General features: G+C 41.4%; 20 protein-coding genes and 2 tRNA genes. 4 read left to right on the top strand and 18 right to left on the bottom strand.

Features of this window, described 5'->3' with window-relative positions; all coding sequences use genetic code 11:
• The first annotated feature begins 138 nt into the window (after positions 1–138).
• Complete coding sequence (locus ACFOSV_RS13055; protein ID WP_377906455.1) at positions 139–3084, top strand: TonB-dependent receptor; 2946 nt, start codon at positions 139–141, stop codon at positions 3082–3084.
• A 48-nt stretch (positions 3085–3132) separates the two neighbouring features.
• Here ACFOSV_RS13055 and ACFOSV_RS13050 read toward each other — a convergent pair whose 3' ends face one another.
• The 4 genes from ACFOSV_RS13050 to ACFOSV_RS13035 form a co-directional block, all read right to left on the bottom strand.
• Complete coding sequence (locus ACFOSV_RS13050; RefSeq protein ID WP_377906454.1) at positions 3133–3990, bottom strand: PIG-L deacetylase family protein; 858 nt, start codon at positions 3988–3990, stop codon at positions 3133–3135.
• On the bottom strand, positions 3987–7397 hold the full coding sequence (locus ACFOSV_RS13045) for a HEAT repeat domain-containing protein (protein WP_377906453.1): 3411 nt from the start codon (positions 7395–7397) through the stop codon (positions 3987–3989). The genes ACFOSV_RS13050 and ACFOSV_RS13045 overlap by 4 nt, the downstream gene beginning before the upstream one ends.
• Positions 7398–7583: 186 nt before the next feature.
• Positions 7584–7655, bottom strand: a tRNA-Glu gene (locus tag ACFOSV_RS13040).
• A 52-nt stretch (positions 7656–7707) separates the two neighbouring features.
• A tRNA-Glu gene (locus tag ACFOSV_RS13035) sits at positions 7708–7779 on the bottom strand.
• 191 nt (positions 7780–7970) lie between these two features.
• Between ACFOSV_RS13035 and gap the strand changes: the two genes are divergently transcribed.
• The gene (gap, locus tag ACFOSV_RS13030; protein WP_377906452.1) at positions 7971–8966 is read left to right on the top strand and encodes a type I glyceraldehyde-3-phosphate dehydrogenase; all 996 of its coding nucleotides are present in this window, start codon (positions 7971–7973) and stop codon (positions 8964–8966) included.
• Here the strand turns inward: gap and ACFOSV_RS13025 are convergent.
• The 9 genes from ACFOSV_RS13025 to ACFOSV_RS12985 all read right to left on the bottom strand — a co-directional run bounded on the left by ACFOSV_RS13025 (position 8963) and on the right by ACFOSV_RS12985 (position 16539).
• Complete coding sequence (locus ACFOSV_RS13025) at positions 8963–10024, bottom strand: VOC family protein (protein ID WP_377906451.1); 1062 nt, start codon at positions 10022–10024, stop codon at positions 8963–8965. The two genes, gap and ACFOSV_RS13025, sit on opposite strands and share 4 nt — an antisense overlap.
• Before the next feature lie 15 nt (positions 10025–10039).
• Entirely contained in the window at positions 10040–10744 is a 705-nt protein-coding gene (locus ACFOSV_RS13020; protein WP_377906450.1) for a TIGR04283 family arsenosugar biosynthesis glycosyltransferase, read from the bottom strand.
• The gene (locus ACFOSV_RS13015) at positions 10741–11349 is read right to left on the bottom strand and encodes a DUF6134 family protein (protein ID WP_377906449.1); all 609 of its coding nucleotides are present in this window, start codon (positions 11347–11349) and stop codon (positions 10741–10743) included. The genes ACFOSV_RS13020 and ACFOSV_RS13015 overlap by 4 nt, the downstream gene beginning before the upstream one ends.
• Positions 11350–11361: 12 nt before the next feature.
• Complete coding sequence (locus ACFOSV_RS13010; protein WP_377906448.1) at positions 11362–11991, bottom strand: TIGR04282 family arsenosugar biosynthesis glycosyltransferase; 630 nt, start codon at positions 11989–11991, stop codon at positions 11362–11364.
• A gap of 142 nt (positions 11992–12133) precedes the next feature.
• Positions 12134–13432, bottom strand: a complete 1299-nt coding sequence (locus ACFOSV_RS13005; RefSeq protein ID WP_377906447.1) for a TRAP transporter large permease — start codon at positions 13430–13432, stop codon at positions 12134–12136.
• Between the two features lies 1 nt (position 13433).
• Complete coding sequence (locus ACFOSV_RS13000; protein WP_377906446.1) at positions 13434–13904, bottom strand: TRAP transporter small permease; 471 nt, start codon at positions 13902–13904, stop codon at positions 13434–13436.
• Entirely contained in the window at positions 13901–14875 is a 975-nt protein-coding gene (locus tag ACFOSV_RS12995) for a TRAP transporter substrate-binding protein (RefSeq protein ID WP_377906445.1), read from the bottom strand. The genes ACFOSV_RS13000 and ACFOSV_RS12995 overlap by 4 nt, the downstream gene beginning before the upstream one ends.
• On the bottom strand, positions 14868–15545 hold the full coding sequence (locus ACFOSV_RS12990; RefSeq protein WP_377906444.1) for a bifunctional 4-hydroxy-2-oxoglutarate aldolase/2-dehydro-3-deoxy-phosphogluconate aldolase: 678 nt from the start codon (positions 15543–15545) through the stop codon (positions 14868–14870). Before ACFOSV_RS12990 ends, ACFOSV_RS12995 begins: the two co-directional genes overlap by 8 nt.
• 1 nt (position 15546) lies before the next feature.
• The gene (locus ACFOSV_RS12985) at positions 15547–16539 is read right to left on the bottom strand and encodes a sugar kinase (RefSeq protein ID WP_377906443.1); all 993 of its coding nucleotides are present in this window, start codon (positions 16537–16539) and stop codon (positions 15547–15549) included.
• A gap of 58 nt (positions 16540–16597) precedes the next feature.
• On the opposite strand from ACFOSV_RS12985, the gene ACFOSV_RS12980 reads away from it, so the two are divergent.
• Positions 16598–18217 carry a UxaA family hydrolase gene (locus ACFOSV_RS12980; RefSeq protein ID WP_377906442.1) on the top strand — a complete coding sequence of 540 codons (1620 nt, stop codon included), beginning with the start codon at positions 16598–16600 and terminating at the stop codon, positions 18215–18217.
• Here the strand turns inward: ACFOSV_RS12980 and ACFOSV_RS12975 are convergent.
• The gene (locus tag ACFOSV_RS12975) at positions 18214–18498 is read right to left on the bottom strand and encodes a DUF1330 domain-containing protein (protein WP_377906441.1); all 285 of its coding nucleotides are present in this window, start codon (positions 18496–18498) and stop codon (positions 18214–18216) included. The two genes, ACFOSV_RS12980 and ACFOSV_RS12975, sit on opposite strands and share 4 nt — an antisense overlap.
• Positions 18499–18522: 24 nt before the next feature.
• Between ACFOSV_RS12975 and ACFOSV_RS12970 the strand changes: the two genes are divergently transcribed.
• Positions 18523–19866, top strand: coding sequence for a tagaturonate reductase (locus ACFOSV_RS12970; RefSeq protein ID WP_377906440.1), 1344 nt, complete (start codon positions 18523–18525; stop codon positions 19864–19866).
• A 1-nt stretch (position 19867) separates the two neighbouring features.
• Here the strand turns inward: ACFOSV_RS12970 and ACFOSV_RS12965 are convergent, their stop codons facing one another.
• From ACFOSV_RS12965 to ACFOSV_RS12950, 4 genes are read right to left on the bottom strand one after another with little or no spacing between them, the layout of a single operon-like run.
• Positions 19868–21256, bottom strand: a complete 1389-nt coding sequence (locus tag ACFOSV_RS12965; protein ID WP_377906439.1) for a TolC family protein — start codon at positions 21254–21256, stop codon at positions 19868–19870.
• Positions 21253–22611, bottom strand: coding sequence for an HlyD family secretion protein (locus tag ACFOSV_RS12960; RefSeq protein ID WP_377906438.1), 1359 nt, complete (start codon positions 22609–22611; stop codon positions 21253–21255). The genes ACFOSV_RS12965 and ACFOSV_RS12960 overlap by 4 nt, the downstream gene beginning before the upstream one ends.
• 1 nt (position 22612) lies before the next feature.
• Complete coding sequence (locus ACFOSV_RS12955) at positions 22613–24319, bottom strand: peptidase domain-containing ABC transporter (protein ID WP_377906437.1); 1707 nt, start codon at positions 24317–24319, stop codon at positions 22613–22615.
• Positions 24312–24989 (bottom strand): TetR/AcrR family transcriptional regulator, encoded by a 678-nt coding sequence (locus ACFOSV_RS12950; protein WP_377906436.1) that lies wholly within the window; start codon positions 24987–24989, stop codon positions 24312–24314. Before ACFOSV_RS12950 ends, ACFOSV_RS12955 begins: the two co-directional genes overlap by 8 nt.
• Between the last annotated feature and the right edge of the window lie 18 nt (positions 24990–25007).

The following is a 25007-nucleotide window of genomic DNA, read 5'->3' as shown; positions in this document are numbered from 1 at the left end:
TATTAGTTACAATTTTTAGTGATTTAATATTTTTTAAGAAAACTGCTCCACATATGCCCTTTTTCACATAAATTTCGACCTAATCTGTAATCACCCTTACTTGCAGATTTAACTAAACCTAAATAATAATCATCGCTTATGAGCAACTTTACTCGAGTTCTGAGCAGGTCAGTTTTCTCGCTGGCATTGCTAGTTTCCTTAGGTTTGACAGGTGCTTTTGCACAAACCACCGTTTCCGGTACAGTGATTGACGCTGATACTCAGGAGACTTTGGTAGGTGTGAATATCCTAGTCAAAGGAAAAGTAATCGGCACCATCTCCGACTTGGATGGAAACTTTACCCTAAATGTAAATCAAGATCCCCCATTTACATTAATTTTCTCCATGGTGGGGTATACTTCTCAAGAAGTGGAAATTACAGGAGGAATGTCAAATCTAAATATTTCGCTCGCTGAGTCCACCATCCTTGGCCAAGAGGTAGTAGTTTCAGCATCCAGAGTAGAGGAAAGTGTGCTTCAGTCGCCTGTTTCTATTGAGAAAATGGACATTATTGCGATTCGAGATGCTCCAAACGCAAGTTTCTACGACGCCTTGAATAATATGAAGGGCGTAGAAATGAGCACACAATCATTGACGTTTAAGTCATTCAATACGCGTGGTTTCAATGCTAATGGTAACGTTAGAACCGTGCAATTGATTGACGGAATGGATAACCAGGCTCCTGGTTTGAATTTCGCAGTTGGTAACATCGTCGGTATTTCCGAGCTAGACTTAGAAAGTGTGGAATTGCTCCCAGGTGCTTCATCTGCTCTTTATGGACCAAACGCCATCAACGGAATCCTTTTGATGAACTCTAAAAACCCATTCCAATACCAAGGTTTAAGCGCTAGCGTAAAAACTGGTATTATGAATGAAGGTAGCCGTCAAAATGCAGCTACTGGTTTTTATAATTTCGCTGCCAGATACGCGAAGGCCATCAATGATAAGGTAGCCTTCAAAGTCAATGTAGAGTATTTGACCGCAGACGATTGGGAAGCTAATGATTTCAGAGATCAGTCCTTGCTAAATGGATCTACCATCGAAGGTGGTACAAGAGAAAACAACCCCGGATATAATGGAGTGAACGTTTATGGGGATGAAAATGCAGTAGATCTAAATGCCCTAGTACCTGCAATTCCTGCTGGAACTTTTGTTTCCCGAACTGGGTATGATGAAAGAGACGTAGCGGACTATGGAACCACTTCTTTGAAATTAAATGCTGCTCTTCATTGGAGAATCAATGATCGAGTAGAAGCGATTTTCCAAGGAAATTATGGTACAGGTACTACGGTCTACACTGGAGCTGATAGATACTCCATCGCCAACTTCAACCTTGGCCAATATAAAGCAGAATTAAGAGGAGCAAATTGGTATTTGAGAGCATACACGACTCAAGAGCGTTCTGGTGATTCTTATGCGGTGGGTATTGCAGCTCAAGGAATCAATGAAGCCTGGAAACCAAGCCTTGATCGAAATAATCTCGCGGGTTCTTGGTATCCACAGTATGCACAAACTTATGCTGGTGCATTACAAGCGGGTCTTTCACCTGAACAAGCACATCAACAAGCAAGAAGTGTTGCAGATGCTGGCCGTTTTATGCCAGGGACTCCTGAATTCCGGCAAGCACTTGCCGATGTGACTTCAAGACCTATTCCAGGTAACCAAGAAGGCGTAGGTGCTCGTTTTGTTGATAAAACCAACTTGTATCATGTAGAAGGTTCCTATAACTTTTCTGACCAAATCAAATTTGCAGAATTCATTGTAGGCGCAAATTATAGAGTTTATCAGTTGAATTCTGAAGGTACTCTATTTGCGCTGGATGAAAATGGTGATGAATTCAGCATCATGGAATATGGCGGATACGCTCAAGGATCTAAGAAGTTGTTTAATGACAAGTTCAAGCTTACCGCATCTGTAAGATATGATAAGAACGAAAACTTTGCTGGCCAGTGGTCACCGAGAGTATCTGGTGTATTCACTACAGGAAACCACAACTTCAGAGCTTCTTATCAAACTGGATTCAGAATTCCAACAACTCAAGATCAATACATAGATCTATTCACTCCACAAGCAAGACTTCTGGGTGGATTGCCTTTATTCAGAGATCGCTATAACTTTGGATCTAATCCAGTTTATTCCTTGGCCACTGTTCAGCAATTTGGAGCAGGTGTATTTACTTCTGCACAAGATCCTGCGATTCAACAAGCTGCGCAAGACGAAGCAATTAGAATTCTGCTTGCACAAGGAGTAACTCCAACGCCTGAATTAATTCGACCTCTTGCAACAGCCCTAGTACCAGTTTTCGCAGCTAATGCAAATCAAGGCCTTCTTCAGGAGTTTGAATTGACTGAGTTCCAGCCGGAGAGAGTAAAATCTTTCGAAATTGGTTATAAGTCATTGTTGGGACAGCGATTGCTTGTGGATGCCTATGCATACTTCAATCGATTTGAAAATTTCATCGGTGGACAAGTATTGGTACAGGATAGAAATCCGCAACCAGGCAATCCAGCGAGTGATCTTGGACTAAACCTTTTGAGTGCAAATACTAGAACAGTTTACTCCCTACCTACCAACAGAAGTGAAGTAATCCAATCTTGGGGATGGGCATTGGGCTTAGACTATAAGTTAGCTAAAGGTTATACCTTGGGTGGTAACGTCTCATACAATACGCTTTCCAACTTGGAGGAGCTTGCAGAAACAGGTTTCCAGCCAAGCTTCAATACTCCGGAGTATCGTTACGTATTGAACTTTGCTAATAGAGAAGTAATTGACAACCTTGGATTTGCAGTATCTTACAGATGGCAGGGTGAATTCGTATGGCAGTCCTCTTTTGTAGGTCCATCCGTGTCTTCTCAACAGCTTTCTGTGATGCCAGCATTTGGAACATTCGATGCTCAAGTTAGCTACAAGCTTAAGAGCATAAAGTCAATCTTGAAGCTTGGTGCTTCAAACCTATTTGGCAATGGATATCGTCAGGCATGGGGTAACCCAACCGTTGGAACGATGTACTTTGTGAGCTTGACTTTCGATGAGTTCTTAAATTAAAACAAACAACCACCAACCCTTAAAGGCCACTTCTTATTGAGGTGGCCTTTATTTTTTCACTTCGTGAAAATATTCCCGATCAAAAATCCTGGAATAAATCACAGCAGGAATCTGATCATGATAAGGCATCAGATCTTTAAAAACCATCCTTTGAGAATAGTGTGACTTCATGGCCTGAAGCTTTGTCGAAAAAACAGATTGAACGTCTACAGAAAAATCTGCTTTGGGAAGACCCCGCTCCCTATCCTTAGGATAATTCTTTTGAAACCCTTCCGAAAGCTGCAAGGCAACCTCAATTTGCTTTGGTGAAAGTGTTACTTGAAACAACTGATTCGGGGTAAAATCAATTTGCCCATTTTTTTCCAAAAAAAGGGATTCCATAGCCAAACCAGTAAGCCTATGATCATCATGTCCATAAAGTCCCACCTTGGAGTCATAGGATATCAAAACATCCGGTTGGATACGATCAATCCACATTTGAGCTACAGCTTTTAAAGAATCCAATCCCAGCGCTTTCAGGCCTCCATCCGAATAGTCCAACAGATGCAATTCGTCTACTTTAAGGCACCTGGCAGATTCCTCCAACTCTCCTACTCGAATCTGTGCCAGCCGCTCTTTAGAATAGTTTTCTGGAGAATTTCCGGCTTCTCCCTTTGTGAGGACCACTAGATATATTTCATGGCCAGATGCTTTCAACTTCAGTAAAGTACCAGCCACTGTGATCTCATCATCTGGGTGAGGAAAAAATGCCAAAACTCGACGTTTTGGCATTTCTGGAATTAATTCATCCTTTTTATTGATATCGGAATTATGAAGCTTTGACCTACCCACCCATATAAGAACAAATGGGCCGAAGATTAGAGTAACTCCAATTATGGCCAAGATGACCAGGCTTAGTCTTTTCATTCTGACCTAGTCAGAGTACTCAAATAGGTTACCAAATCACGGATCTCTCTCTTGCTTAGCAAAGTACCCATGGGAGGCATACTTGATGGGGAAAGTGAACTGGATTTGATTTCACTTTTTACCACGAGCATTTCTTCCTTGTTTTCATTCACATATCGGATTCCTTCTTCGGTATCCGATATGAAAGTACCTGATATTTTATCCCCAGATTGAAGTTCAATACTCACTTGACCAAACCCTGGAGCTATTCTAGCGCTTGGTTCAATCAATGAGATCAAGAGCTCCTCGCGACTCAATCGCTTTCCTACACCACTTAAAATAGGGCCAGCATTCCCACCCATATCGTCATAGGCATGACAACGAATGCATTGTGCAGTTTGATTTTCCAGAAAAACCGATTCGCCCAACTGAGCGTTCCCTTGCGCTAATGCACCGGCAAACATTCTCCATTTTTCCTCTCCTGCCTTTTCTGCTAGCATATCATTAAACTCACTTTTCAATTCTGGCGATCCGGTTAATTCTATCGCTTCCTCTAGTTCAACCCAAACAGGCTGCGCAATTTTATCATTTTCAAAATCGCTCAAAATTCGGCTCCAAACAGGAAATTCAGAACTACCTTCCAGCCCTCCCAAGGCCAATAAAGCGGATTGCTTCTCAACATTGGTTTGTGTGAGAATTACATCAGAAAGTAAAGCGACTTTTTGTTCTTTGGGCAAATCAGTTTCACCCAATAATGCCAAACCTTGAACTCGAATTGGATATTCCTTACTTGCCAAGGCCACCTGAATTCCCTCTCCTAAAAGTTGAGAGTTCATGGCCTTTAACGCAGTCAAAGCTTGAATTTTTGTTTCTACCGAGGGGTCCGATTTCAAACTAGCCAAAAGATTTGATTCTGCTTCTTTTACCTTCAACTTTCCAATGGCTTTGGCACTAGCCACCCGAATGTCAGGATTGTTATTGGATAAAGAAGAGATTAGGATTTTAGCAGCATTGGACGTCAGATAGGCATCATTTCTTTCTACAAGGCCTCTATATCGTCCGTCCACACGGTCCACCAAAGATGGTTTTGCCCATGTACCCACAGCATCTATCGCTTCTACAGTCAAATTTGGATCTGATTGAGATGTTGAAATAAAGGCCAAGGTCTGGTTAAAGTCCTGCTCACCTCCTACTCGTTGATTTGCGCTGATTATTCTCCGCATGAGAGCTTCATTTGAAAATGGAGTCTTTCCTATTAATGCTGCCAAATCTGGTAGTGCCTCAGGAACTGAAAAATCATCATGAATTGCTCTTGCCGTCTCCGTGACAATAAATTCGTCTGAGTCACTGAGAAATCTACGTAGCTCAGGTGATGAAAGTCTCCGTAAAGCGATCACCGCTCCAAGTCTAACTGCTTTTGAAGGATGGGTTGAAAGGGCCGCAAGAGGAGCTTCATCACCAATTCTTGCCAGTGCCAAAGTAGCAGCATGACGTAAATAGGCATCCTCGTCATTATTTTCCTCCAACAATTGAATCAATGCATTAGTGGCATCTTTGTATGCTATTCTTCCAAGAGCTTCAGCGCTAAAGAACCTTACTCGAGGGCTTTGATCCCTTAACCCAGACATTAATTGAGAACCCGCAGCAGCATAGCGAATGTCGCCTATCCATTTGGCCGTCTGCGCACGAACTTCCGCATCACTGTCAGAAAGATAAGGCATAATCTCACTAGCATAGCTCATATCTTCCATTCGAGCTAGTTGGCTTAAACCTACAATGGCATGAATTCTAGCCAACTGATTTGAAGAAGATTTAAGGGTCTGGACAAAGACTTCAGATCCTTTGTCATCTCGCTTGGCTAACTCAAATTGCGCCTTTCTGCGGATGCGCATATCCTGATGCCCCAATAACGTAGCAAGCTCATCCTCATTGACTTTTGAAAAGTCACGATTGAGTAAGGTATTGGTCTCCTTTTGAATACTTTCGAATGACTTGGATTTGGCATTGAGTCTCCACATTCGACCATAGTTTTTGGTACCCCAACCCATAATCCAATCCGCAAAAACCAAGTCCCCATTTGGCCCAAAGTCCATTCCTGTTGGCAACACACCTGAGATGACTTTTTCGGTTGAGGCGAGTTCAAAAGATGCTCCACTAGGCTTTAACTTGAATGCATGAATAGCAGATCTGCTTGCATTCCCTACAAATTCTACGACGAAAAAGGTATTCAAGTACTTTTCACTGAGTGCAGTCCCCGGGTTATAAACCATTCCTGTGGGTCCGCTGACGTAATTTGCGATACAAGGTGTAATAAATGCAGCCTGCCCTTCCCATCGAGGTAAATAGAGCTTTTCGTCCATCCAAACCTTGTAAGAATTATTATCTGGATCACGATATTTTCCAAACTGCCAATTAGTACGCCAACCTGAATCCGAGCCATTCGTGAGATAAACCAATCGCTCTTTTTCCCCTGGATGATCTCCATCATTATCCACAGAGATCAGGTTGTTATACTCATCAAAAACAAATTCATGGGTGTTCCTCACGCCCATTGCAAAAATTTCAAAATCACTCCCATCGGGATTTGCGCGAGCGATTACCCCACGATTGGGATACTTCCACTCTTGACCATCTGGACCTACTCCATTAAACCCTATATCCCCAATACCCCAATACACTCTTCCATCTGGGCCCATTTCCAGCCCAGACATACCATGTGCACCAAAGCCAATATGAATGCCATAGCCATGCGAGAGAGATTCTTTTTCATCCATTATACCATCTCCATTTTTGTCCACAAGCTTCCACAAATCAGGGCCTGCTCCCACATAGAGTGCTTCATCCGTCATCATCAAGGCACCTGCCACATCAGTTACCTCATCATGGAAATCTTCAACCAGGCGCTGAGAATAATCTGCCATGCCATCCCCATCCTGATCATAGAGCCTATAAATTTCTTCTTTTGGCACAGTCATATCTCGCCAATCATGTGACCCATCTCCGTTAAGATCTGTCAGCCATGTATTGAATTCGGATCGTTCAGGAGAAAGCTCCTCGCGCAAAAATTTTCGCTTGTCTTCAATGGACTGAAGCCCTATAGATCTAATCTCCCAATCTTGATGTCCCCTAATGTCAAATTCCGCATCCTTTTGACGATTGGTTCGAGTATAAATTACTGAGCCATCATTGAGAGCCTGTATAGAAATGGCATCGTACATGATAGAATCAACCGCCCAAAGATTTACTTCAAAGTCTGGATGCACATCTGGTGTGACTTGAGAATTGATCTGCTCCGCATAGGAGTTAACTTCCTCCTTGGTCAATGATTTGGTTTTTGCCTCGTAAAGTGATTCTTGTTCGCTACAGGAAATCAGAATAATGACAAAGAATAGGCTTAGAATGGGTCTTGAAAATTGCGTGAATTTCATAAGTAAGAAAATGGTATTTCTTGAAAATAATGAAAAACATTGGTACAGAAATGACCGAATAAAAAAATCAATAAAAGGCATAAAAAAAACCCAGTCAAATGACTGGGTTTTTGTTCACTTTAACCACTAACAACCATAAAACAATTGTTTAAGACTTTAAAGGGGATTGAGCTTTGAGAGTCTTTGTAGTCCGTACGGGAATCGAACCCGTGTTTTATCCGTGAAAGGGATACGTCCTAACCCCTAGACGAACGGACCATGCGGTGGTAAGTATTTCAAAATAAATAACTGGTTGATAGCCAGTTATTTGTAGTCCGTACGGGAATCGAACCCGTGTTTTATCCGTGAAAGGGATACGTCCTAACCCCTAGACGAACGGACCATCTGGGACTTGGAAAAACTTGCTTTTCCAAAAGGTTGTGCAAATATAGAAGCTTAAAATTACAATCACAATCTAGGCTCAGAATTTTCTATGGGACGGTGAGATTTCTTCTGTATAATACCTGCCAATCGAGGCCATTATTGAGTGGCTTTTTTCTATTTTCGCAGCGTCGTAAAGATCGATCAACGCAGATGACTAAAACAAGAATAGCCATAAATGGATTCGGAAGAATCGGTAGATACACTACCAAACTCTTACTAAATCAAGAAGATATAGAACTCGTAGCTATAAATGATTTGGCGTCTCCCGAGGCGATCGCTCATTTACTCAAGTATGACTCCGTGCATGGTTCTTTGGATGGTAAGGTCGAGTTGAAAGAAGAATTTTTATTTGTAAAAAATCAAAAAATAAAGCTTTTCCAGCAGGTGGCTCCCGAGAAATTACCTTGGAAGGAACTAAATATTGATATCATCATCGAGTGCACTGGCAGGTTTACAGATCAGGTTTCGGCTTCAAGGCATCTCAGTGCCGGAGCCAAAAAAGTAATTATTTCTGCGCCAACGAATGACGCAAGCATCCCCATGGTGGTATTGGGCGTAAATGATCATATTCTAAAGCCCTCAGATCAAATTATTTCCAATGCTTCTTGCACAACGAATTGCCTCTCGCCGATGATCAAGGTTTTGGATGAGTCTTTTGGAATCATAAAGGGTTTTGCCTCGACGGTTCACTCCTACACCAATGATCAAAACCTTCACGACGCCCCTCATCGGGATTTGCGAAGAGCTCGAGCAGCTGCATACTCCATCATTCCTACCACTACCAATGCTGGAAAGGCCCTAGATGTGGTCATGCCGGATCAAGCGGGTAAAATCGAAGCCTCTGCCATGAGGGTGCCAGTTCCAGACGGATCACTCACTGATTTAATTGTAGAATTGAAACGGGAAGTCTCAGCAACCGAAGTCAATTTTGCCTTTGAGCAAGCCTCATCAGCTAACTTAGCCGGATATCTTCAGGTAATTGATGATCCAATAGTGTCCATGGATATTCTAGGTAATCCACACTCCTGCATAATCGATTCGGAGCTCACTTCGGCCAAGGGAAATTTAGTCAAAGTTGTAGGATGGTATGACAACGAGGCAGGATATTCCAACCGATTAGTGGATTTGGTCAAGAAAATCAGCTAGGACTTTACTCGGTTTAGACTGAGTAGTTTTACTATGTAGTTTGGGAGATTTTTGCGTGGGTCTCTTTTTGTCAGATCTAAAAACCAACCCCACTTTTCCATTATTGGGATTTTGAAAGTTTCTACCATCTCCACCAAGGTGCCGTCAGGATCCTCAAGGTAAGAAAAGCGACCTGCGGCGCTACCCATATCAAATTGGCTTTCGCTATCTACTGTAAGTTCAATTCCTGAGTGAGCAAGGTTTTGTTTCATCGCTGACATATTGCTCACATCAAAGCAAACATGGATAAATCCCAAATCACCCCAGTTTCTACCCTGAAAAATGGGTTTTCTATTCGGCTGATCAGTTTCTATCAATTCCACTGTTGTTTGGCAAAAAAGCTTACCAAATGCGCCTGAAGCTACTTCATCACCTTTTAATATGACCCTTCTAAATGGCTTATCTCCAAATTCAAAACAGTTGAAATCCTCCCAAACTGCAGATTCATCCATCATTTTTTGAGGGTGCTGAAGATGAGACTGATAGATAGGAAGTGCTGCGTCAATGGAATTCACTCCTATGGTCACTCCAGACACCCCTCCAGTGAAATCTTTGTTCTTATTAAACCAAGACCCATTTTCCTCAATCTCAAAGAGATTTCCATATGGATCCTCAACGTAAATGTGTTTGATTCCAACTGGATTGGACATGGGCCTTTGAAGCATTTTAGCTCCAACCTTTTCCAAGTGTTCGTATGTGGCCTCAATATCTCTACAACGCATTTTTACTGCCAAAATCCCCAAGTCTTTCCAACTTGGTCTAGGATCAGATGCCATGGGTATCTTTGAGGTGTACTGCCAGATTTCAAAACCTCCCCCCCCTTGCATATTGAGTGCAAGAATGGCATGTCTCTTTTCCACTTTGCCGGCAGTGTACCGAGTCATTAATTTGGCTTCTGCACTATCCTGAAATATCGGGACATCCATTTTAAAAGCCTTCCGGTACCAAGACCATGCTTCATTCGCATCTTTCACTCCGATCCCCACCTGCTGGATCCCATTAATTTTGGCTTCACTCATACTCTTTTTTATCTTCTAAAGGTCCAAAATGGACCTATACTTTGATTTAATTGTTTTCGAATCTACGTTGAAACGGAAATAGACAAACGCCAGTAAATTAGCGAATTGAACCTTAAGCCAACTATTTCTCGAATATTTTCGCGCAGAAACTCTTATTTCCTCCTTAAAAACTACAAAAAGATAATTCTTTCGAATTCGACGAACTAGCTCGAAATCCTCCATGATACATTGCCTCTCGTCAAAACCATTTAGTTCTTCAAATACCTTTTTCAAAATATAAAGACTCTGATCTCCGCCTCCGGCGAAGAGCCCATTGAATCGGGTAAACCAACTATTAATCCTCAATAATAAGCTATCCGAATCGAATCTATAGCGAAAGCAGCCTGACTCTATGCCTTGATTAAAGGCCTGAATCAAAACTGACTCAAAAGAAGCATGCGGAAGTGTGTCAGCGTGTAGAAAGTAAAGGATTTTCCCTTTGGCTAATTTAGCCCCAAAATTCATTTGAGCCGCTCTTCCTTTTTTAGGGGAAAGGACAACATTTGCTTTTTCGTTTTCCAAGTAGCCCATTCCTCCATCCCTACTACCACCATCCACAAAAATCAACTCTGTATTCTGCTCATCAATTACCGAGGATAGATAGGGGAAAAGCTTTTTTAAATTTTGCTCTTCGTTCAGAATGGGAATAATCACGGATATGGTTTTGTGAGAGGAAATCATCTCCTCAGCTTCAATACATAATTCTTGATTGGGCTTTGCATATTTGCCTTGACCAATTCCCCATTTTCATAGAAATACTTGTTTCTGTTCCCGTCAATTTGAATTTCCACCATGCCATCACTAGATTTTTTCATGGGGCTAGTGAGTCCATAATTTTCAGATAAAAACAGCTCAGAGCTATCTGGTTCTACAAAAAAGGCCTTCGCAGTACTAAATTGAATTGGAGTCAAAATAGATTCCTGATTTGTGAATTTATAGCTATTTGCATCGATAAGGTACTTTTCCCCATCCCATTCAATGAGTGAAAGGAACACTCCACGGTTAGAATTAGAAACAGTCTGTGAAGAAATAAATTGACCATTTTTATAAATGCTGTTAATGGTAAACTCAATTTTAAGGGTTCCAAAAAACCATATACTCACTAAGCTTCTGACTTCATACTCGGTAATTTCACCTTTTTCTACCCGTGTGGTTTTTAGCTCTCCTATGGTAAATCCAGCCACTGTGATATCATAATATCGAATGGTTTCATTTGCTTTAGCAAAACCATCTATTCCTAAAAATAGCACTACAAGCAAAGAAATTTTAACTAAGATGGATTTCATGGAAAATCGGTTTTACCCTTGTTTCAAAACCGATTCAACATGATTCTTTTGTTGCATCCAATCCGAATAGGTATCTACATCCGAAAGTAAGGGAAGGAGTTTGAATTCTAATTTTATTCTTTGTGCTTTTTCAAGCGTTCGCTCCAAAACATCTGCTGTACTCCATTCCATATCGCTAAACAGTTCTGAATGTGGTCCAGTCATCCCAATCAAATAATAGCCTCCATCCTTTGCAGGCCCAAGCACTAAATCGGCAGAATTTAAACATTCAAAGGCCTTTTCTAAAATCTCTGAACTCAATTCACCACAATCCGTTCCGATCAAAATAACTCTGGAATAACCAGCATCAAAAGCATTTTGAAAGGCATTGGCCATTCGTTCACCCAGGTCTAGTCCTTTTTGCACGGTCAAGTGAAACTGATTTGGACCTACATATTCCTGCTCCACGACCTCTGAGAAGTAGAGATACTTTTCCATAGGTAAAGCGGAAACTGTTGTATGCGTATATGCAATGAGCTTTTGATAGATTTCCAAAGCCTTTTCATCTCCAACTGTTGCTGCAATCCGAGTCTTAGCTTGGCCAAGGACTATGTTTTTTTGAAAAATAAGCAGGGTTGAATTATTTGATAGACTAAGACTCATGTAAATCGAAAATGGCAATAAATCAGAAAATATCCTGCAACATACATCTTGAAAAGGTCAAAAGAAGCTTCTCACAAAGTTAATGTGGTTTCAACTTTTTCTTTGAAGATAACTACACAAATCGAAATCTATTTAGAAAGCCCTATACCAGATCAAATAGTCTAGGAAGGAAAAGAGAAATCTCAGGAAAAATCATCAGCAAGGCCAAAGCCACAATCATCGCAATGAAAAAAGGAATCAAAGGGCGAAGCACTTTGGTCAAACTAGTTTTGGCGATAGTGACTCCCACGAACAAAAGTGAGCCCACAGGCGGAGTACAAAGCCCGATACATAGATTGAAAACCATCATGATACCGAAATGAATGGGGTCTACCCCTATTTTGGACACTACCGGAAGAAAGATCGGCGTGAAAATGAGTACCGCTGGTGTGATATCCATAAAGATCCCCACCGCCAACAAGATCAAATTGATCACAATCAAGATCACCCACTTATTGTCACTCAATCCCACCATAAAATCAGATATCATCTGTGGGATATTTTCTGAACTCATCACCCAAGACATGCTCATCGATGTAGCAATCAAAAGCAACACCACTGCTGTAGTTTCAGATGATTTCAACAAAACTTTAGGCAGCTCTTTGACCTTGAGCTCACGATAAGCAAAGGAAAGCACCAAGGTATACACCACTGCTATGGCACTGGCCTCGGTTGCCGTAAATACGCCACCTACAATCCCACCAATCACCACAAACAACAAAAATAAACTCGGTAGTGCTCTCCAAAACTTAATAGCCAAATCTTTGAAAGTAACTGCGTCTCCGGCAGGGAGCTTATTCTTTTTGATGAAAATGGAAGAGGTAAGAATCAAAACAAATCCCACCAAGAGCCCAGGTAGATAACCTGCCAAAAACAAAGCTGCTATAGAAATACCCCCACTGGCCAAAGAATAAACAATCAAAATATTTGAGGGTGGTATGATCAAACCTGTTGTAGAAGAAGTGATATTGACCGCAGCACCCAGTTCCTTTGGGTAGCCTTCCTCGTCCATTCGTTCACCTAAAATTCCCCCAATCGCAGAAGCTGCTGCAGCTGCAGAACCTGCAATTGCTCCAAAAAGCATGGCGGCAATTACGTTGACGTAAAGAAGGCCACCAGGAAGCTTTCCTGTAAGGGCTTTTGCAAAATCAATCAATCGACCCGCTATTCCGCCACGGTTCATTATTTCACCTGCTAAAATAAAAAAGGGAATTGCCAAGAGACTGAAACTATCCAAACCCGTAGCCATCCGCTGTGCTATAGTGGTAGAAGCTGGCAATACAGGAATAGTCACCAAAAGCGTGAAAAAGCTAGAAATACCTAAACTCCAAGCCACCGGAACTCCTAATAGCAGCAGGGTTACAAAAGTCAAAACCAAAATCACTATGCTCAACCATTCCATATTAGTCCTGAAGTTTAAGGGTAGAAATGTGTGAGATATGATAGAAAATGACAAAAACTCCCGACAGCGGAATCATCATGTAAATCCATGAAAGCGGAACTTGAAGAGTAGCAGTTTTTTGTTCCAAAACCTGGGTGATGTACACCAAATTTCCCCCACCCCAAACCATGACTATAGCCGCAAAAAGAATAATTAATACGTGGATAATGACATTCACCACATAAGACTTCTTTCCTTTAAGCTTGGTCAAAATCACATCAATGGCTAAGTGTCCATTTTTCCCAGAAACGTATGCAGCTCCTAGGAGCCCAAGCCAAACCAACATGTAACGGGAAACTTCATCTGTCCATGAGCTTGGGTCATTTAAAATATACCTCGAGAAAACCTGCCAAGTAACATTAACCACCATCACAGCCATTAACATGGCCAATGACCATCCCAAAAGGGAATCTAATTTTTCTTTGAGTTTCATTGAATGGCTTGAATTTTTTTAATGATCTCAGTCAAATGCGGCTGCTCTACTTCCAGCGTTTTATACACTTCCTCTACCTCGTCTCTAAAAATTGACTTGTCAGGGTAAGTAATCGTGACTCCTGCTTTTTCAACCTCTCGGAGAGACTCCTCGACGGATTTTGCCCAAAGCATATACTGATAGTCAGCGGATTCGTCTGCGGCTTCCTGAAGCCAAACCTGCTCTTCCGGGCTGAGTTTTTCCCAAACTTTGGTACTTACCAAAACCACATCCGGAATGGCTGTATGCTCATCAATAGAATAAAACTTACAGATTTCGTAATGTCGCGAATTATAAAAACTTGGAGGATTATTTTCTGCTCCGTCCACCACACCTTGCTGTAATGCTGTATAAAGTTCCCCATAGGATACTGGCGTAGGCGAACCACCCATACTTTTAACCATATTGATGGCCATATTGGACTCCATCACTCGGATTTTCTTACCTGCCAGATCAGTTGGAGTCTCAATCGGTGCATCCTTACTGTAAAAGCTGCGCTTGCCCGCATCATAATAGACTAAACCTCGAAGCCAATACTTCTGAGCACCGAGGAGAAGATTTTTACCAATTTCTCCCTTCAGTACCTTTTCCCTATGGGCATCATCTCGAAATAAATAAGGCAAACCCAAAAGCTGAATATCTGGTGAAAAAGCCTCCAAAGAAGCTGAAGAGACCTTTGTCATGCCCACACTGCCGATCTGAAGAAGCTCCAAAAGCTCCCGCTCAGTTCCAAGTTGCTGATTAGGATAGACTTTTACTTTGATTCTTCCATTGGACTTTTCTTCCAACCTTTCAGACAAAAAAACCATCGCCTCATGAACAGGATGAGAGGTGACCTGGGCGTGCCCCATTTTGATGATTTTCACATTTTTATCTGCTCCACAGCCAAAAACCAATAATAGAAGAATAAAAGAAAAAACAGATTTAATCATGGGCTTGGCTTGTTCGATAAGCGTAATAAATAGCTAGTGCCTGCTCTATTTTTTTCTTTAATCCAGGAAAATCTTCAGAGGAAATTAATTTCTTACTCATCAATTGTGATCCCATTCCCAGACAGGAAACACCCACATCCAACCAAGCATGCATGCTTTCTTTAGTGGGTTCTACTCCTCCCGTCGGGATGATTTCCATCTTTGGCAACACAGCATGGACAGCAGGGACAAAGGCTGGAGTCAGAATATTGGCTGGATAGACCTTGGCAAGCTCACATCCTAATTCCTGAGCGAAAAAGATTTCAGTCAAGGTAGCACAACCCGGCACCAAATGAGTTCCTGTTTTTTGACAATATTCCCCAAGTTTCGGGTTCATCACCGGAGAGACAATAAACTCTGCTCCCATATCTAGAAAAGCCTCCGCTTCATGTGGATGATAAATAGTTCCAGCTCCCATAAATAGCCCTGGCATTTCTTCTGCACGCTTTTTTAGAATAGGGAAAATTTCAGGAGCTTCTTTACCCCTATTTACCATCTCAATAACACGGATTCCCGCTTCATAAGAAACTTCCAAAAGACGAAGACAAACATCCACATCGGGATGAAAAAATATGGGCATAATTCCACCCTGGTACATTTTTCTAATAAAGGAAGACTCTGGATTTCTCATTTTACCTTTTAATTTTTCCAATATTTTCTCCAGCTATCACTTCTTTCAACTCCGCTAGGCTACAAAACAACAGATCACCGGGAACACTGTGTTTTAGTACAGCCGCGGCCACGCCTAGTTCAATAGCCGACTGAGGTCCTTCATTGAGCAAACCATGGAGTAGACCTCCCGCAAAAGCATCACCTGTCCCAACCCGATCAATAATGTGGCTGAGGGTGTAATTTTTAGAATGCAAGGTGCTCGTTCTGGAAAAAAGAACAGCAGAGAATTCATTTACCGATGAGCTCTGAGAAATACGATTGGTATCCACCACATATTCCAATTCATTCAACACTTCAAAAAGTCGAGGAACAAGGGATTCCATGTCCTTTTCCTCCATCCCCATGCAAATTTTAAAATCCTTTAGTCCCCCAATAATAATCTGAGAATGCCCGAGCAACTTGGGCATAACATCCATCGGGTTCTTTCCATATTTCCAAAGATTGCTACGAAAGGAAGGATCAGCGCAAACTTTGATATCTCGCTTCCGGCACTCCAAAATAGCCTCTAGAGTAAAATTGGCAGTTTCCTGAGATAAAGCGGGGGTAATTCCTGACCAGTGGAGTAGATCCACATTTTCAAGAATCAAATCCCAATTTAGATTTTTACATCCATTTTTAGCAAAAACCGAATCACTGCGATCGTAGATGATTTTTGAGCTTCTTTGCATGGCTCCCTGCTCAAGGAAATATATACCCATCCTACCTGAAAAACGCTGGATGAAGTCTGTATCTAGACCATTCTTTCGAAGATTTCCTATGGCCGCATCCCCAAGCTCCCCTTCTGGAAATGAGGTAAGATGTATCACTTTATTTCCCAAAAACGACAAGGCCGATCCTACATTGGCTTCTGAACCTCCATAGACTACATCAAAAGATTCCGTTTGGAAAAAACGCTGGTGGTCTGGCGGACTCAGTCGTAACATTACTTCTCCAAGGGTCACAATTTTTTTCATGCAGGATTCTTTTTTGTCTAATTTGAAAGAGGAAATTCTAAGATAATGAAATATAGCAATGAAAAATAAAGCCATTCGACTGCACCCAAGAGATAATGTAGGAGTGGCATTGAGCAATCTTGAAAATCTGGAAGCTATACTGGTGGATGGAGAAAAGTATACCGTCACCCACGCTATTCCTGCAAAACATAAATTCGCATTAAAAGAGTTATCCACCGGCTCTGAAATACTCATGTATGGTGTGACGATTGGCGAAGCAACACAACCCATATCAAAGGGCGAACCAATAACTTTGACCAATATCAGGCACAAAGCAAGCCCCTATTCCTTGTCATACGGGCAATATGAGTGGAATCCTCTCCCATCTTTAGACAAAAGCTTCATGGGCTATTTGCGGGAAGATGGACAAGTGGGGACAGCCAATTACTGGTTAGTTTTTCCGCTGGTCTTTTGTGAAAACCAAAACATTCAAACGCTACAAGAAGCCTTCGAAATCGCCTTAGGCAAAAAGAAGGTCAACCCTTACGTGGACCTGATTTTGTCCGAAATCCATTCCGTAGATTTTTCAGAAAAAATACAATCTACGCCCAAATCCAGTGGACTAAATACCACATTTGAGAATATTGATGATGTAAGATTTATCACTCATCAACTGGGATGCGGCGGTACAAGGCGAGATGCCCAAACCCTCTGCAGGCTTCTGGCTGGTTACGTCAATCACCCCAATGTTGCTGGTGCCACCGTGTTAAGTCTTGGCTGTCAAAATGCAGAATTTAGGTTACTAGAGGAAAGATTGAACGAGATTCAATGGGATGCTAAGAAGCCTCTGATACACTGCGATCAGCAGGACTTAGGAACCACAAAAGCCCTGCTTCAATTTGCAATCAAGAAAACAGTGGAAGGATTGAAAAGTGCCAATCAAGTAAAAAGGAGCCTACAGCCCATTAGCAAACTTGTAATTGGTTTGGAATGTGGCGGTTCGGATGGCTTTTCTGGAATATCTGCAAATCCTGTCCTTGGGCGAGTCAGTGATTTGGTCATTTCAAATAATGGATCGGCTATTCTTTCGGAATTTCCTGAGCTTTGCGGAGCGGAGCAAAATCTCATCAATCGCTGTAAGGAAAAAGAAACGGCAGAAAAATTTATCCACTTAATGAAAACATACGATGCTGACGCTAAAGCTGTGGGAAGTGGATTTGATATGAATCCTAGCCCGGGAAATATAAAAGATGGCTTGCTCACAGATGCCATGAAATCACTAGGAGCGGCAAAAAAAGGCGGATTGGCACCAGTAGCGGATGTGCTGGATTATACCGAATACATCCAACGTCCAGGATTGAACCTACTTTGTACTCCAGGAAATGACGTAGAAAGTACCACTGGGCTTGCTTCTGCCGGTGCAAACATTATCCTTTTCACCACAGGTCTAGGCACCCCCACAGGAAATCCGATTTGCCCAGTAATCAAAGTTTCTTCAAATGATGCCGTTGCTGATAAAATGCCCGATATCATTGATTTCAGTACAGGTGGAGTGATTTCTGGGGAAAAATCAGTGGAGGAATGTGGAGATGAACTACTTGACTTGGTGCTTCAGGTGGCCAGTGGAGAAATAAAGACTAAAGCAGAACTCAATAGAAATTTTGATTTTATTCCATGGAAAAGAGGAGTTTCACTTTAGGTCTCAATCAAAAGTATTTTACCCTTAGATGCCTGGATACGGATTCCACGGATCTCTTGGTAAAAAGGGCTATTGTACCAATCTTGAGCCATTTGAGCATTCTCAAATCTAATTAGCACTAGCCTATCATGATTCCACTCCCCTTCCAAAACTTGCACTGGATTTGCTCGGATGATAAACTCTCCTCCAAATGCCTTGAGGCTATCCGGAGTTTGAGCAGCGTATTGTTTATACAGTTCTGGATTGGTCACATCCACTTCAGCAAGAATAAATGCAGGCATATTTTTCAATCGTTTTTTTAACCCATGAAATCTACAAAAATTAATGTGATTCAATTTGGTACGGGAAATTTTCTCCGAGGCTTTATCGAACCCATTTTCCAAAATCTCAAGAACAAAGGTTTGGCAGATCCTCGAATTTGTATTGTAGAATCTACGGGTTCAGGAAAAGCTAAAAGCATGGCTAAGTCCAAATTTGAGTATCCAATTTGGACTACGGGAATGGATAAAGGAGAACTAATCAATGAGACCTTAAGCATTGATTGCATAGCGATGGGGCTTTCCTTGCCGGAAGATGGAAAGGGATTTTTAGAACTAGCAAAAAATCAGGACCTGGAATGGGTTATTTCCAACGTAACGGAAGCTGGCTTTGTCCTCGAAAGTGAGGAAGATATGACTAAATTCCCAAAGAGTTTTCCTGCACGATTAACTCGATTTTTGTTTGATCGATTTGAATATTTTAAGGGAGACCCACAGGCAGGATTACAAATTCTTCCCTGTGAATTGGTCGAGGAAAATGGAAAGAAACTCAGAGGTATGATTCTAGGCCAAGCAAAAAAATGGAGATTAGATCAAGCATTTTTAGACTGGATAGTTCAGGAAAATAATTTCTATACAACACTAGTAGACAGAATAGTACCTGGTAAACCTTCACAAAAAACTTTACTAAAAAATGATTCAACTCACTTAGATCATCCTTTTCTTGTACAGGCTGAGCCCTACTTCCTTTTGGCTACTCAAAGTGACTTGTCCAAGGAATTGAAATTGAATATTTATGAATCAGATTTCCCGGTATTGAGTGTAGAATCTGTCCAGGAATATGCCACACGAAAGGTAAGAGTTTTGAATGGCTCGCACATCGCCATGGTGGTTCTTGGGTTACCCAAAGGAATAGAAACTGTTTCCGAATTCATGGCAGATGACTCTCTTTTTTCCGAGCTGAAAGAGATGATAGAAACGGAGGTTTTACCTTATATTTCTCAAGATCAGGAAGAGCTTTTAGACTATTCTAAGGCTATTTGGGATCGATTCAGGAATCCATTTGTCAAACACAAACTAGCTGACATATCGCTGAACACCATCACAAAGCTAAATCCTAGAATTATTGATTCAATCATCTCGTTTTATGAGGCTGAAGGAAGGATTCCTAGGAAGCTTACCGGAGTCTTGATTTCAGCATTGGTCAATTACCTAGATTCTCCCGAAAGAATCAGGGACACCGATCAGGTGAAAGCCATTTTTAGCGAAGCTAGGAAAATGAAAAACCCGAATGAAAAAGCAGATTTTTTACTTTCCCATTCGGGCTTATGGAATATCGATCTCAGGAGTTTTCAAGGGCTAAAAGAAGCGCTTTTAGGAAAACTGAGCTGACTTATTCATCAAAACCTAGACCCGCAGCAAATCTCGCTTTTGCATAGGCCACTCGCTGTTTCATTTTTAACTGGTTCAAAGTAAGTCGAGATGAAAACACCGAAACTTCACGACTATTGACCAAAAACAAGCTACTCTCCCCGATCTCAAATCGTCTCATCTCTCCATTCAACAGGAATTCTAGACTTTCAATATTTTGGCTGAAAACGCTTACCTGCGAGTTTAACACTTGATAATTGTTTAATTCGCTTTCCAGTTTTGCCCGAAGCTGAAGCTCCTTCAAGTCTCTTGAATTTTGCTTGAAATCGATTTTGGCCTTTGCCAATTCGAAAGCACCACGACTTTTCCGCAAAAATAAAGGCGAGTAAACCGTTACACCCCATTTGTAATTATTCTCGAAAAAGGGCGAATTAAACTCTCCCAAATCCTCGGTAAGGAAATTATACTTTAGCTTCACTACGGGTAAAATCTCTTGACCTTTCAGTTTCTTCTCCACATCCAAGCTTGCTAACTCAAAATCAGCTACTTGCAGATCAGGATGATTACTCACGATAGTTCTTAACTCAACAGGATCCAAAATCAAGATATCAGATCCAAATAAGGATTCAGGGCTTATATCATTTTCTAGAAACATAGGGTTACCTGTCTCATCCCAAAGGAAAGTATTCACATCCTGGGTCGCGGCAAATAAGGTCTGCTCTGCCTCCTGAAGCTTGTACAGTCTATTTAGATATATGGAAAATGCTTCCACAGTATCAATAGCTGGAAAGTCACCCTGCTCAAAGCTTTTCTTAACGAAGTCCAATCTGCGCTCAGCCAGATCGACCCCTTCCCGCAACACATTGACATCCTCGTTCGCTGTAGACCATTTCCAATAGGAATTGGTTGCATCCACATACAATTCATTCAGTAGTTGTAAGCGCTGCACTTGGGTGGATTCTTGGTAGATTTTCGCTTGGCGCAAAGCAGCTCTTCGCTTATCCATGATCAATCCTTGACCGAGATTTACAGCTGCTCCAGCTGCTATCAGACCATCTGATGGCACAGAGGCCTCAGGGTCAAGAAATTCCCCTGAGTTTCGCTCAAAAGTGCCCATTAATTCCACACCGGCCCATGTTGGGATGGTTAGTCCAGCCTCCTGCTTGTTGTAATAGGTACTTTCTTTGAATTCTTTCGTATCAAGCGTTCCATAGAGAAGTGGGTCAAAACCACCTCTGGCCTGTCTCACTTCCATATCTCCCATACGCAGATTAATCTCCGCTTGGGCAGCAACGGGGTGATAAAGTCTAACCCACTCCAAGAAGGATGGATAGTCAAGAGTATCTAGACTTTGTCCTTTTGAGACGAATGAAAGGCTTAGAAATAAAAGAATTACTCCTAGTTTCCTCATTTTTTTCCTCCTTTTGCGTTGGCATCTTTTTCTTCTGCCGTGTAGTAATCTGCCGGGAAACCATTGAGCTGTCGCCAAATCTCATACCACACCGGCACATCATTCAGAAGTGCTATACCATCCGCTCCAGATCCCATTCGCAGCAAATCAGGCCATGCCTCCTCTTCAGGATCTTCCACGACAAGTACTCGATATTGATTATTTGGTCCTGCAAATTGGTCAATAGCCACAACTATACCACCGAAGGTACCATTGGAAATCTGCGGCCATCCTGAAAAAACGATTGCTGGCCAGCCATCAAATATGAACCTAACTCTGTTTCCAACACTGATCAAAGGGAGATCCACAGGCTGTACATACATTTCCACAGCCAAGTCAGCCTCGGCCGGAACGATATTCAAAATAGCGTCTCCTTCCTTGATTGTCTCTCCCAGACCAACTTGGATGGCGCTTGCCAAATATCCATTTTGCGGAGCCAAAATATATCGGAAATTGGTTCGCTGCTCATAATTCGAATATTGATTCTCTAGCTTTGTCACCGCTCCTTCTGCATCTAACTGAGAGGTCATGGCAGTATACATTTCCGATCGAGCTTTTGCCAATTTGTCCTGGAAATCATTTTCTATCGCATCCAAGTCGATCAATGCTGTAATCCTTCCATTAATACTACTCAAGTAGTCGTTTTCAGCAGAAAGCAATTTCGCTTGAACGTCCTGAAACTTCAACCGTCTAGATTCCAAGTCTGTAAGGGATCGAAGCCCCTCTTTATACAATTGCTCGGCTCGCTCAAGCTGATCTTCTCCAATCTTGAAATTCACCTTGGCTTGCTCGAAGTAGATACTATCGGACTGCACTTTCAAATCAGCCATAGTCAACTTGTTTTCAGCTTGTTGAAGCTTTAAAACTCTACTGTTTTCTAAGGCTCGAATTTGATTTTGCAATTGCACAACTTTATCGCCATATGCATCTACAGAAAGTGATTTTACATCTACTTGTCGTTGCGTTCTTGGTAATAGCAAGGAATCGAAATACTCGTCCTTAATCTCAGAAATCCGTAGAATAGTATCTCCCTTAGCCACATAGGCACCTTCTTGAACGTACCATTTTTCAATACGTCCAGCGATGATAGAATGAATCGTCTGAGGTCTCTGCTCAGGCTTCAAAGCTGTGACAAATCCCTTTGATCGAATATTCTGAGTCCAAGGTAAAAACAGACAAAGAAAAGCAACGATCAGAATACTTGTGAGAATTCGTACTCGTTTCTTACTCTCTTTAAGTGGCAAAGTCATCACTAGACTTTTGGCACCACTAAATGGAATAGAATCCTTGATTTTATTCAGTGTGATATCTAGCATTTTACTTAGTGTTAGATGTGAATTTCAGATAATCGGCGTATGTTCCCTGGAAAGCCAATTTGCCCTCATCCATTAGAACTATTTCATCAGCTCGCTTCATGATTTCCTCTTCTTCAGAAATCAATAAAAGTGTCCATTTCCCTCCGAAAATATAGTCTAAAACCTTATTCTTTATTCCTTCATGGATGTATGGAAGTACATTTTCCATCACAACAGCCTTTGGCATTCCCATTAGGCCTCGTGCTAGCATGATCCCCTGAGCCACCGACTTAGACAAGCCTTTGCCTTCTGGCTGAATCATCGTATCCAAATCTTCAGGCAACTGATAAATATGGGTTTTTAGCTCAACCAATTCCAGAATATAATCCAATTGAGCTTGGTCAAAGTCTCTTCCCACAAGGATATTTTCCTTAATTGATCCATGGAATATTTGCTCCAAATCCAGACAATCCCCAATCATTCCTCTTAGTTTTTCCAAATGAATCATATCCAGGGACAGATCATTCACCTTCACTGTACCCTCATATTCTTCATACAATCCAGAAAAAAGAGCAAGTAAAGCTGTTTTCCCACTACCACTTTTACCGGTGAAAACAACCTTTTTCCCCTGCCCAATGGTCAAATTCAAATTCTTCAAAATGGGATCTCTTTTATCCTGCGGATGAAAAGTCAAATTTTCCATGGCAAACTTCAGTCCCTCATCCGAGTCGACTAGCGTCTTGTCACTTTCATCCGATCTCTCGAGTTCTAAATCCATTACATGGCCAAGCTTTTCTACAGCGACTAAAGTATCATAAACTGTTTCAAGAGAAAGGATCAACTTTTCGACAGAATTCACCACAAGAATGATAATAACCTCCGCGGCTACAAATTGACCAATACTGATTTGATCATTTATTAATAAGAAACTTCCTGCCAGAAGTAATGAGGTTACAATCAAGACTTTGAAAATGATCATGATTTTGTACTGAAAAATCAAAACCGCAAAGTGCTTGGACCTAAACTCCACATATTTTTGAAGGATCTTATCTGCTCTCAAAATTGGTAAGCGAGTATTTCCGACAAGCTTAAAGGTGTTGAGTGTACGTCCAACCTCTTCAAGCCAATACGCCGTCTTATACTTGTAAGACGACTCTTTAAGCGCTGTTTCCATTCCTTTTGGGCTCGTGAAATAAAAGATCAAAGCCAAAATGACTATCAAACCAATTCCAAAAAGAATAAATGTGGGGTGATAGAATGAAAGCAGCAAAAGTCCAAATACTACTTGAAGCAAAGCTGTAGAAAAATCAATCAGGATTTTTGAAAGCCCTTTCTGAAGATTAACAGTATCAAAAAAGCGGTTTACAATCTCAGGAGCATATTCCCCATGGAGCACCTCAGTTTTCACTCGAGGAAGTCTGTATGCTATCGAAAGACCTGATTTGGTAAAGATTCTTTGCTGAAGTTTCTCCGAAATATGCATTTGGGAAATCTGAAGAAATCCACCAAAGGCTACTCCTAGTGCCACAACGATCACGAGAATCACCCAAGATGTGGTAATTCTCCCTCCAAGAATAAAATTCAAAATCGCTTGAATTCCAAGGGGAAGAGAAAGCGTCACCACACCATTGAGAATGGCATAAAAGTAAATCGCATAAACTTGGCCTTTTTCCTCTGCCAAAAGACTAAAGAACCGTTTTAAGGGTGTAATTCCTACTGGACTATTCATTACTAATGGCGTTTATAACAAGTTGATGAAAGAAAGTATATCTATTGGTGGAATCATAGCTGCACTCTGTCATTCCGGGTAAATGTTGAGAATTGAACGATTGCAATAAACTGGATTCCATCACTGTTGACACTAATGTTTTTGGGTAACTGTACTTAGGATTGATCTCTCGGATGATTTGAGAAATACGGTCTCCAAATTTGTAAACCTGAGCAAAAATCCCACTTTCATGCTCATTATCTACTGCTTTGGTAAGATAACCTTTGAGTGATTCGTTTACTACTAATTTTCGAAGCTTGACAGGATCGAGGTAATCATTTTTTTTAAAAATAGGACCATCTACCATCAGCTTAATTCCTACTACCAATCGCTCATGCGGGTCTTTAAGGTTAGCTGTAGCAAATACTAGATTATGCTCCATCCAAGCCCAGTACCAGGCATTTAAATAGAGAAGAAGTTTATGCTTATTTTCAAAATAGCGATAAATAGCTGCCTCTGTACTTCCGATTTTTGTAGCTAGCTTTTTAAAGGTGAAATTCTCCATCCCCAGCTCCTGGATCAAATTTGTCCCTTCGATCACAATGGATTCACCCAAGCTGGAACTGTAAGGATCCTTCAAATAAAGATTTGAATTCACCTCTATTTTGTACGTTTTTAAGATATTTTCCATGCCTCGCGTTTTTGCAAA

This window comes from Algoriphagus namhaensis, from assembly GCF_042649705.1.
Lineage (GTDB): Bacteria > Bacteroidota > Bacteroidia > Cytophagales > Cyclobacteriaceae > Algoriphagus > Algoriphagus namhaensis.
This window is presented reverse-complemented; position numbering and strand designations above follow the sequence as displayed.

Coding starts and splice junctions, on each gene's coding strand:
- ACFOSV_RS13055 (WP_377906455.1), top strand. CDS start 139: ATGAGCAACTTTACTCGAGTTCTGAGCAGGTCAGTTTTCTCGCTGGCA.
- ACFOSV_RS13050 (WP_377906454.1), bottom strand. CDS start 3,990: ATGAAAAGACTAAGCCTGGTCATCTTGGCCATAATTGGAGTTACTCTA.
- ACFOSV_RS13045 (WP_377906453.1), bottom strand. CDS start 7,397: ATGAAATTCACGCAATTTTCAAGACCCATTCTAAGCCTATTCTTTGTC.
- gap (WP_377906452.1), top strand. CDS start 7,971: ATGACTAAAACAAGAATAGCCATAAATGGATTCGGAAGAATCGGTAGA.
- ACFOSV_RS13025 (WP_377906451.1), bottom strand. CDS start 10,024: ATGAGTGAAGCCAAAATTAATGGGATCCAGCAGGTGGGGATCGGAGTG.
- ACFOSV_RS13020 (WP_377906450.1), bottom strand. CDS start 10,744: ATGATTTCCTCTCACAAAACCATATCCGTGATTATTCCCATTCTGAAC.
- ACFOSV_RS13015 (WP_377906449.1), bottom strand. CDS start 11,349: ATGAAATCCATCTTAGTTAAAATTTCTTTGCTTGTAGTGCTATTTTTA.
- ACFOSV_RS13010 (WP_377906448.1), bottom strand. CDS start 11,991: ATGAGTCTTAGTCTATCAAATAATTCAACCCTGCTTATTTTTCAAAAA.
- ACFOSV_RS13005 (WP_377906447.1), bottom strand. CDS start 13,432: ATGGAATGGTTGAGCATAGTGATTTTGGTTTTGACTTTTGTAACCCTG.
- ACFOSV_RS13000 (WP_377906446.1), bottom strand. CDS start 13,904: ATGAAACTCAAAGAAAAATTAGATTCCCTTTTGGGATGGTCATTGGCC.
- ACFOSV_RS12995 (WP_377906445.1), bottom strand. CDS start 14,875: ATGATTAAATCTGTTTTTTCTTTTATTCTTCTATTATTGGTTTTTGGC.
- ACFOSV_RS12990 (WP_377906444.1), bottom strand. CDS start 15,545: ATGAGAAATCCAGAGTCTTCCTTTATTAGAAAAATGTACCAGGGTGGA.
- ACFOSV_RS12985 (WP_377906443.1), bottom strand. CDS start 16,539: ATGAAAAAAATTGTGACCCTTGGAGAAGTAATGTTACGACTGAGTCCG.
- ACFOSV_RS12980 (WP_377906442.1), top strand. CDS start 16,598: ATGAAAAATAAAGCCATTCGACTGCACCCAAGAGATAATGTAGGAGTG.
- ACFOSV_RS12975 (WP_377906441.1), bottom strand. CDS start 18,498: ATGCCTGCATTTATTCTTGCTGAAGTGGATGTGACCAATCCAGAACTG.
- ACFOSV_RS12970 (WP_377906440.1), top strand. CDS start 18,523: ATGAAATCTACAAAAATTAATGTGATTCAATTTGGTACGGGAAATTTT.
- ACFOSV_RS12965 (WP_377906439.1), bottom strand. CDS start 21,256: ATGAGGAAACTAGGAGTAATTCTTTTATTTCTAAGCCTTTCATTCGTC.
- ACFOSV_RS12960 (WP_377906438.1), bottom strand. CDS start 22,611: ATGCTAGATATCACACTGAATAAAATCAAGGATTCTATTCCATTTAGT.
- ACFOSV_RS12955 (WP_377906437.1), bottom strand. CDS start 24,319: ATGAATAGTCCAGTAGGAATTACACCCTTAAAACGGTTCTTTAGTCTT.
- ACFOSV_RS12950 (WP_377906436.1), bottom strand. CDS start 24,989: ATGGAAAATATCTTAAAAACGTACAAAATAGAGGTGAATTCAAATCTT.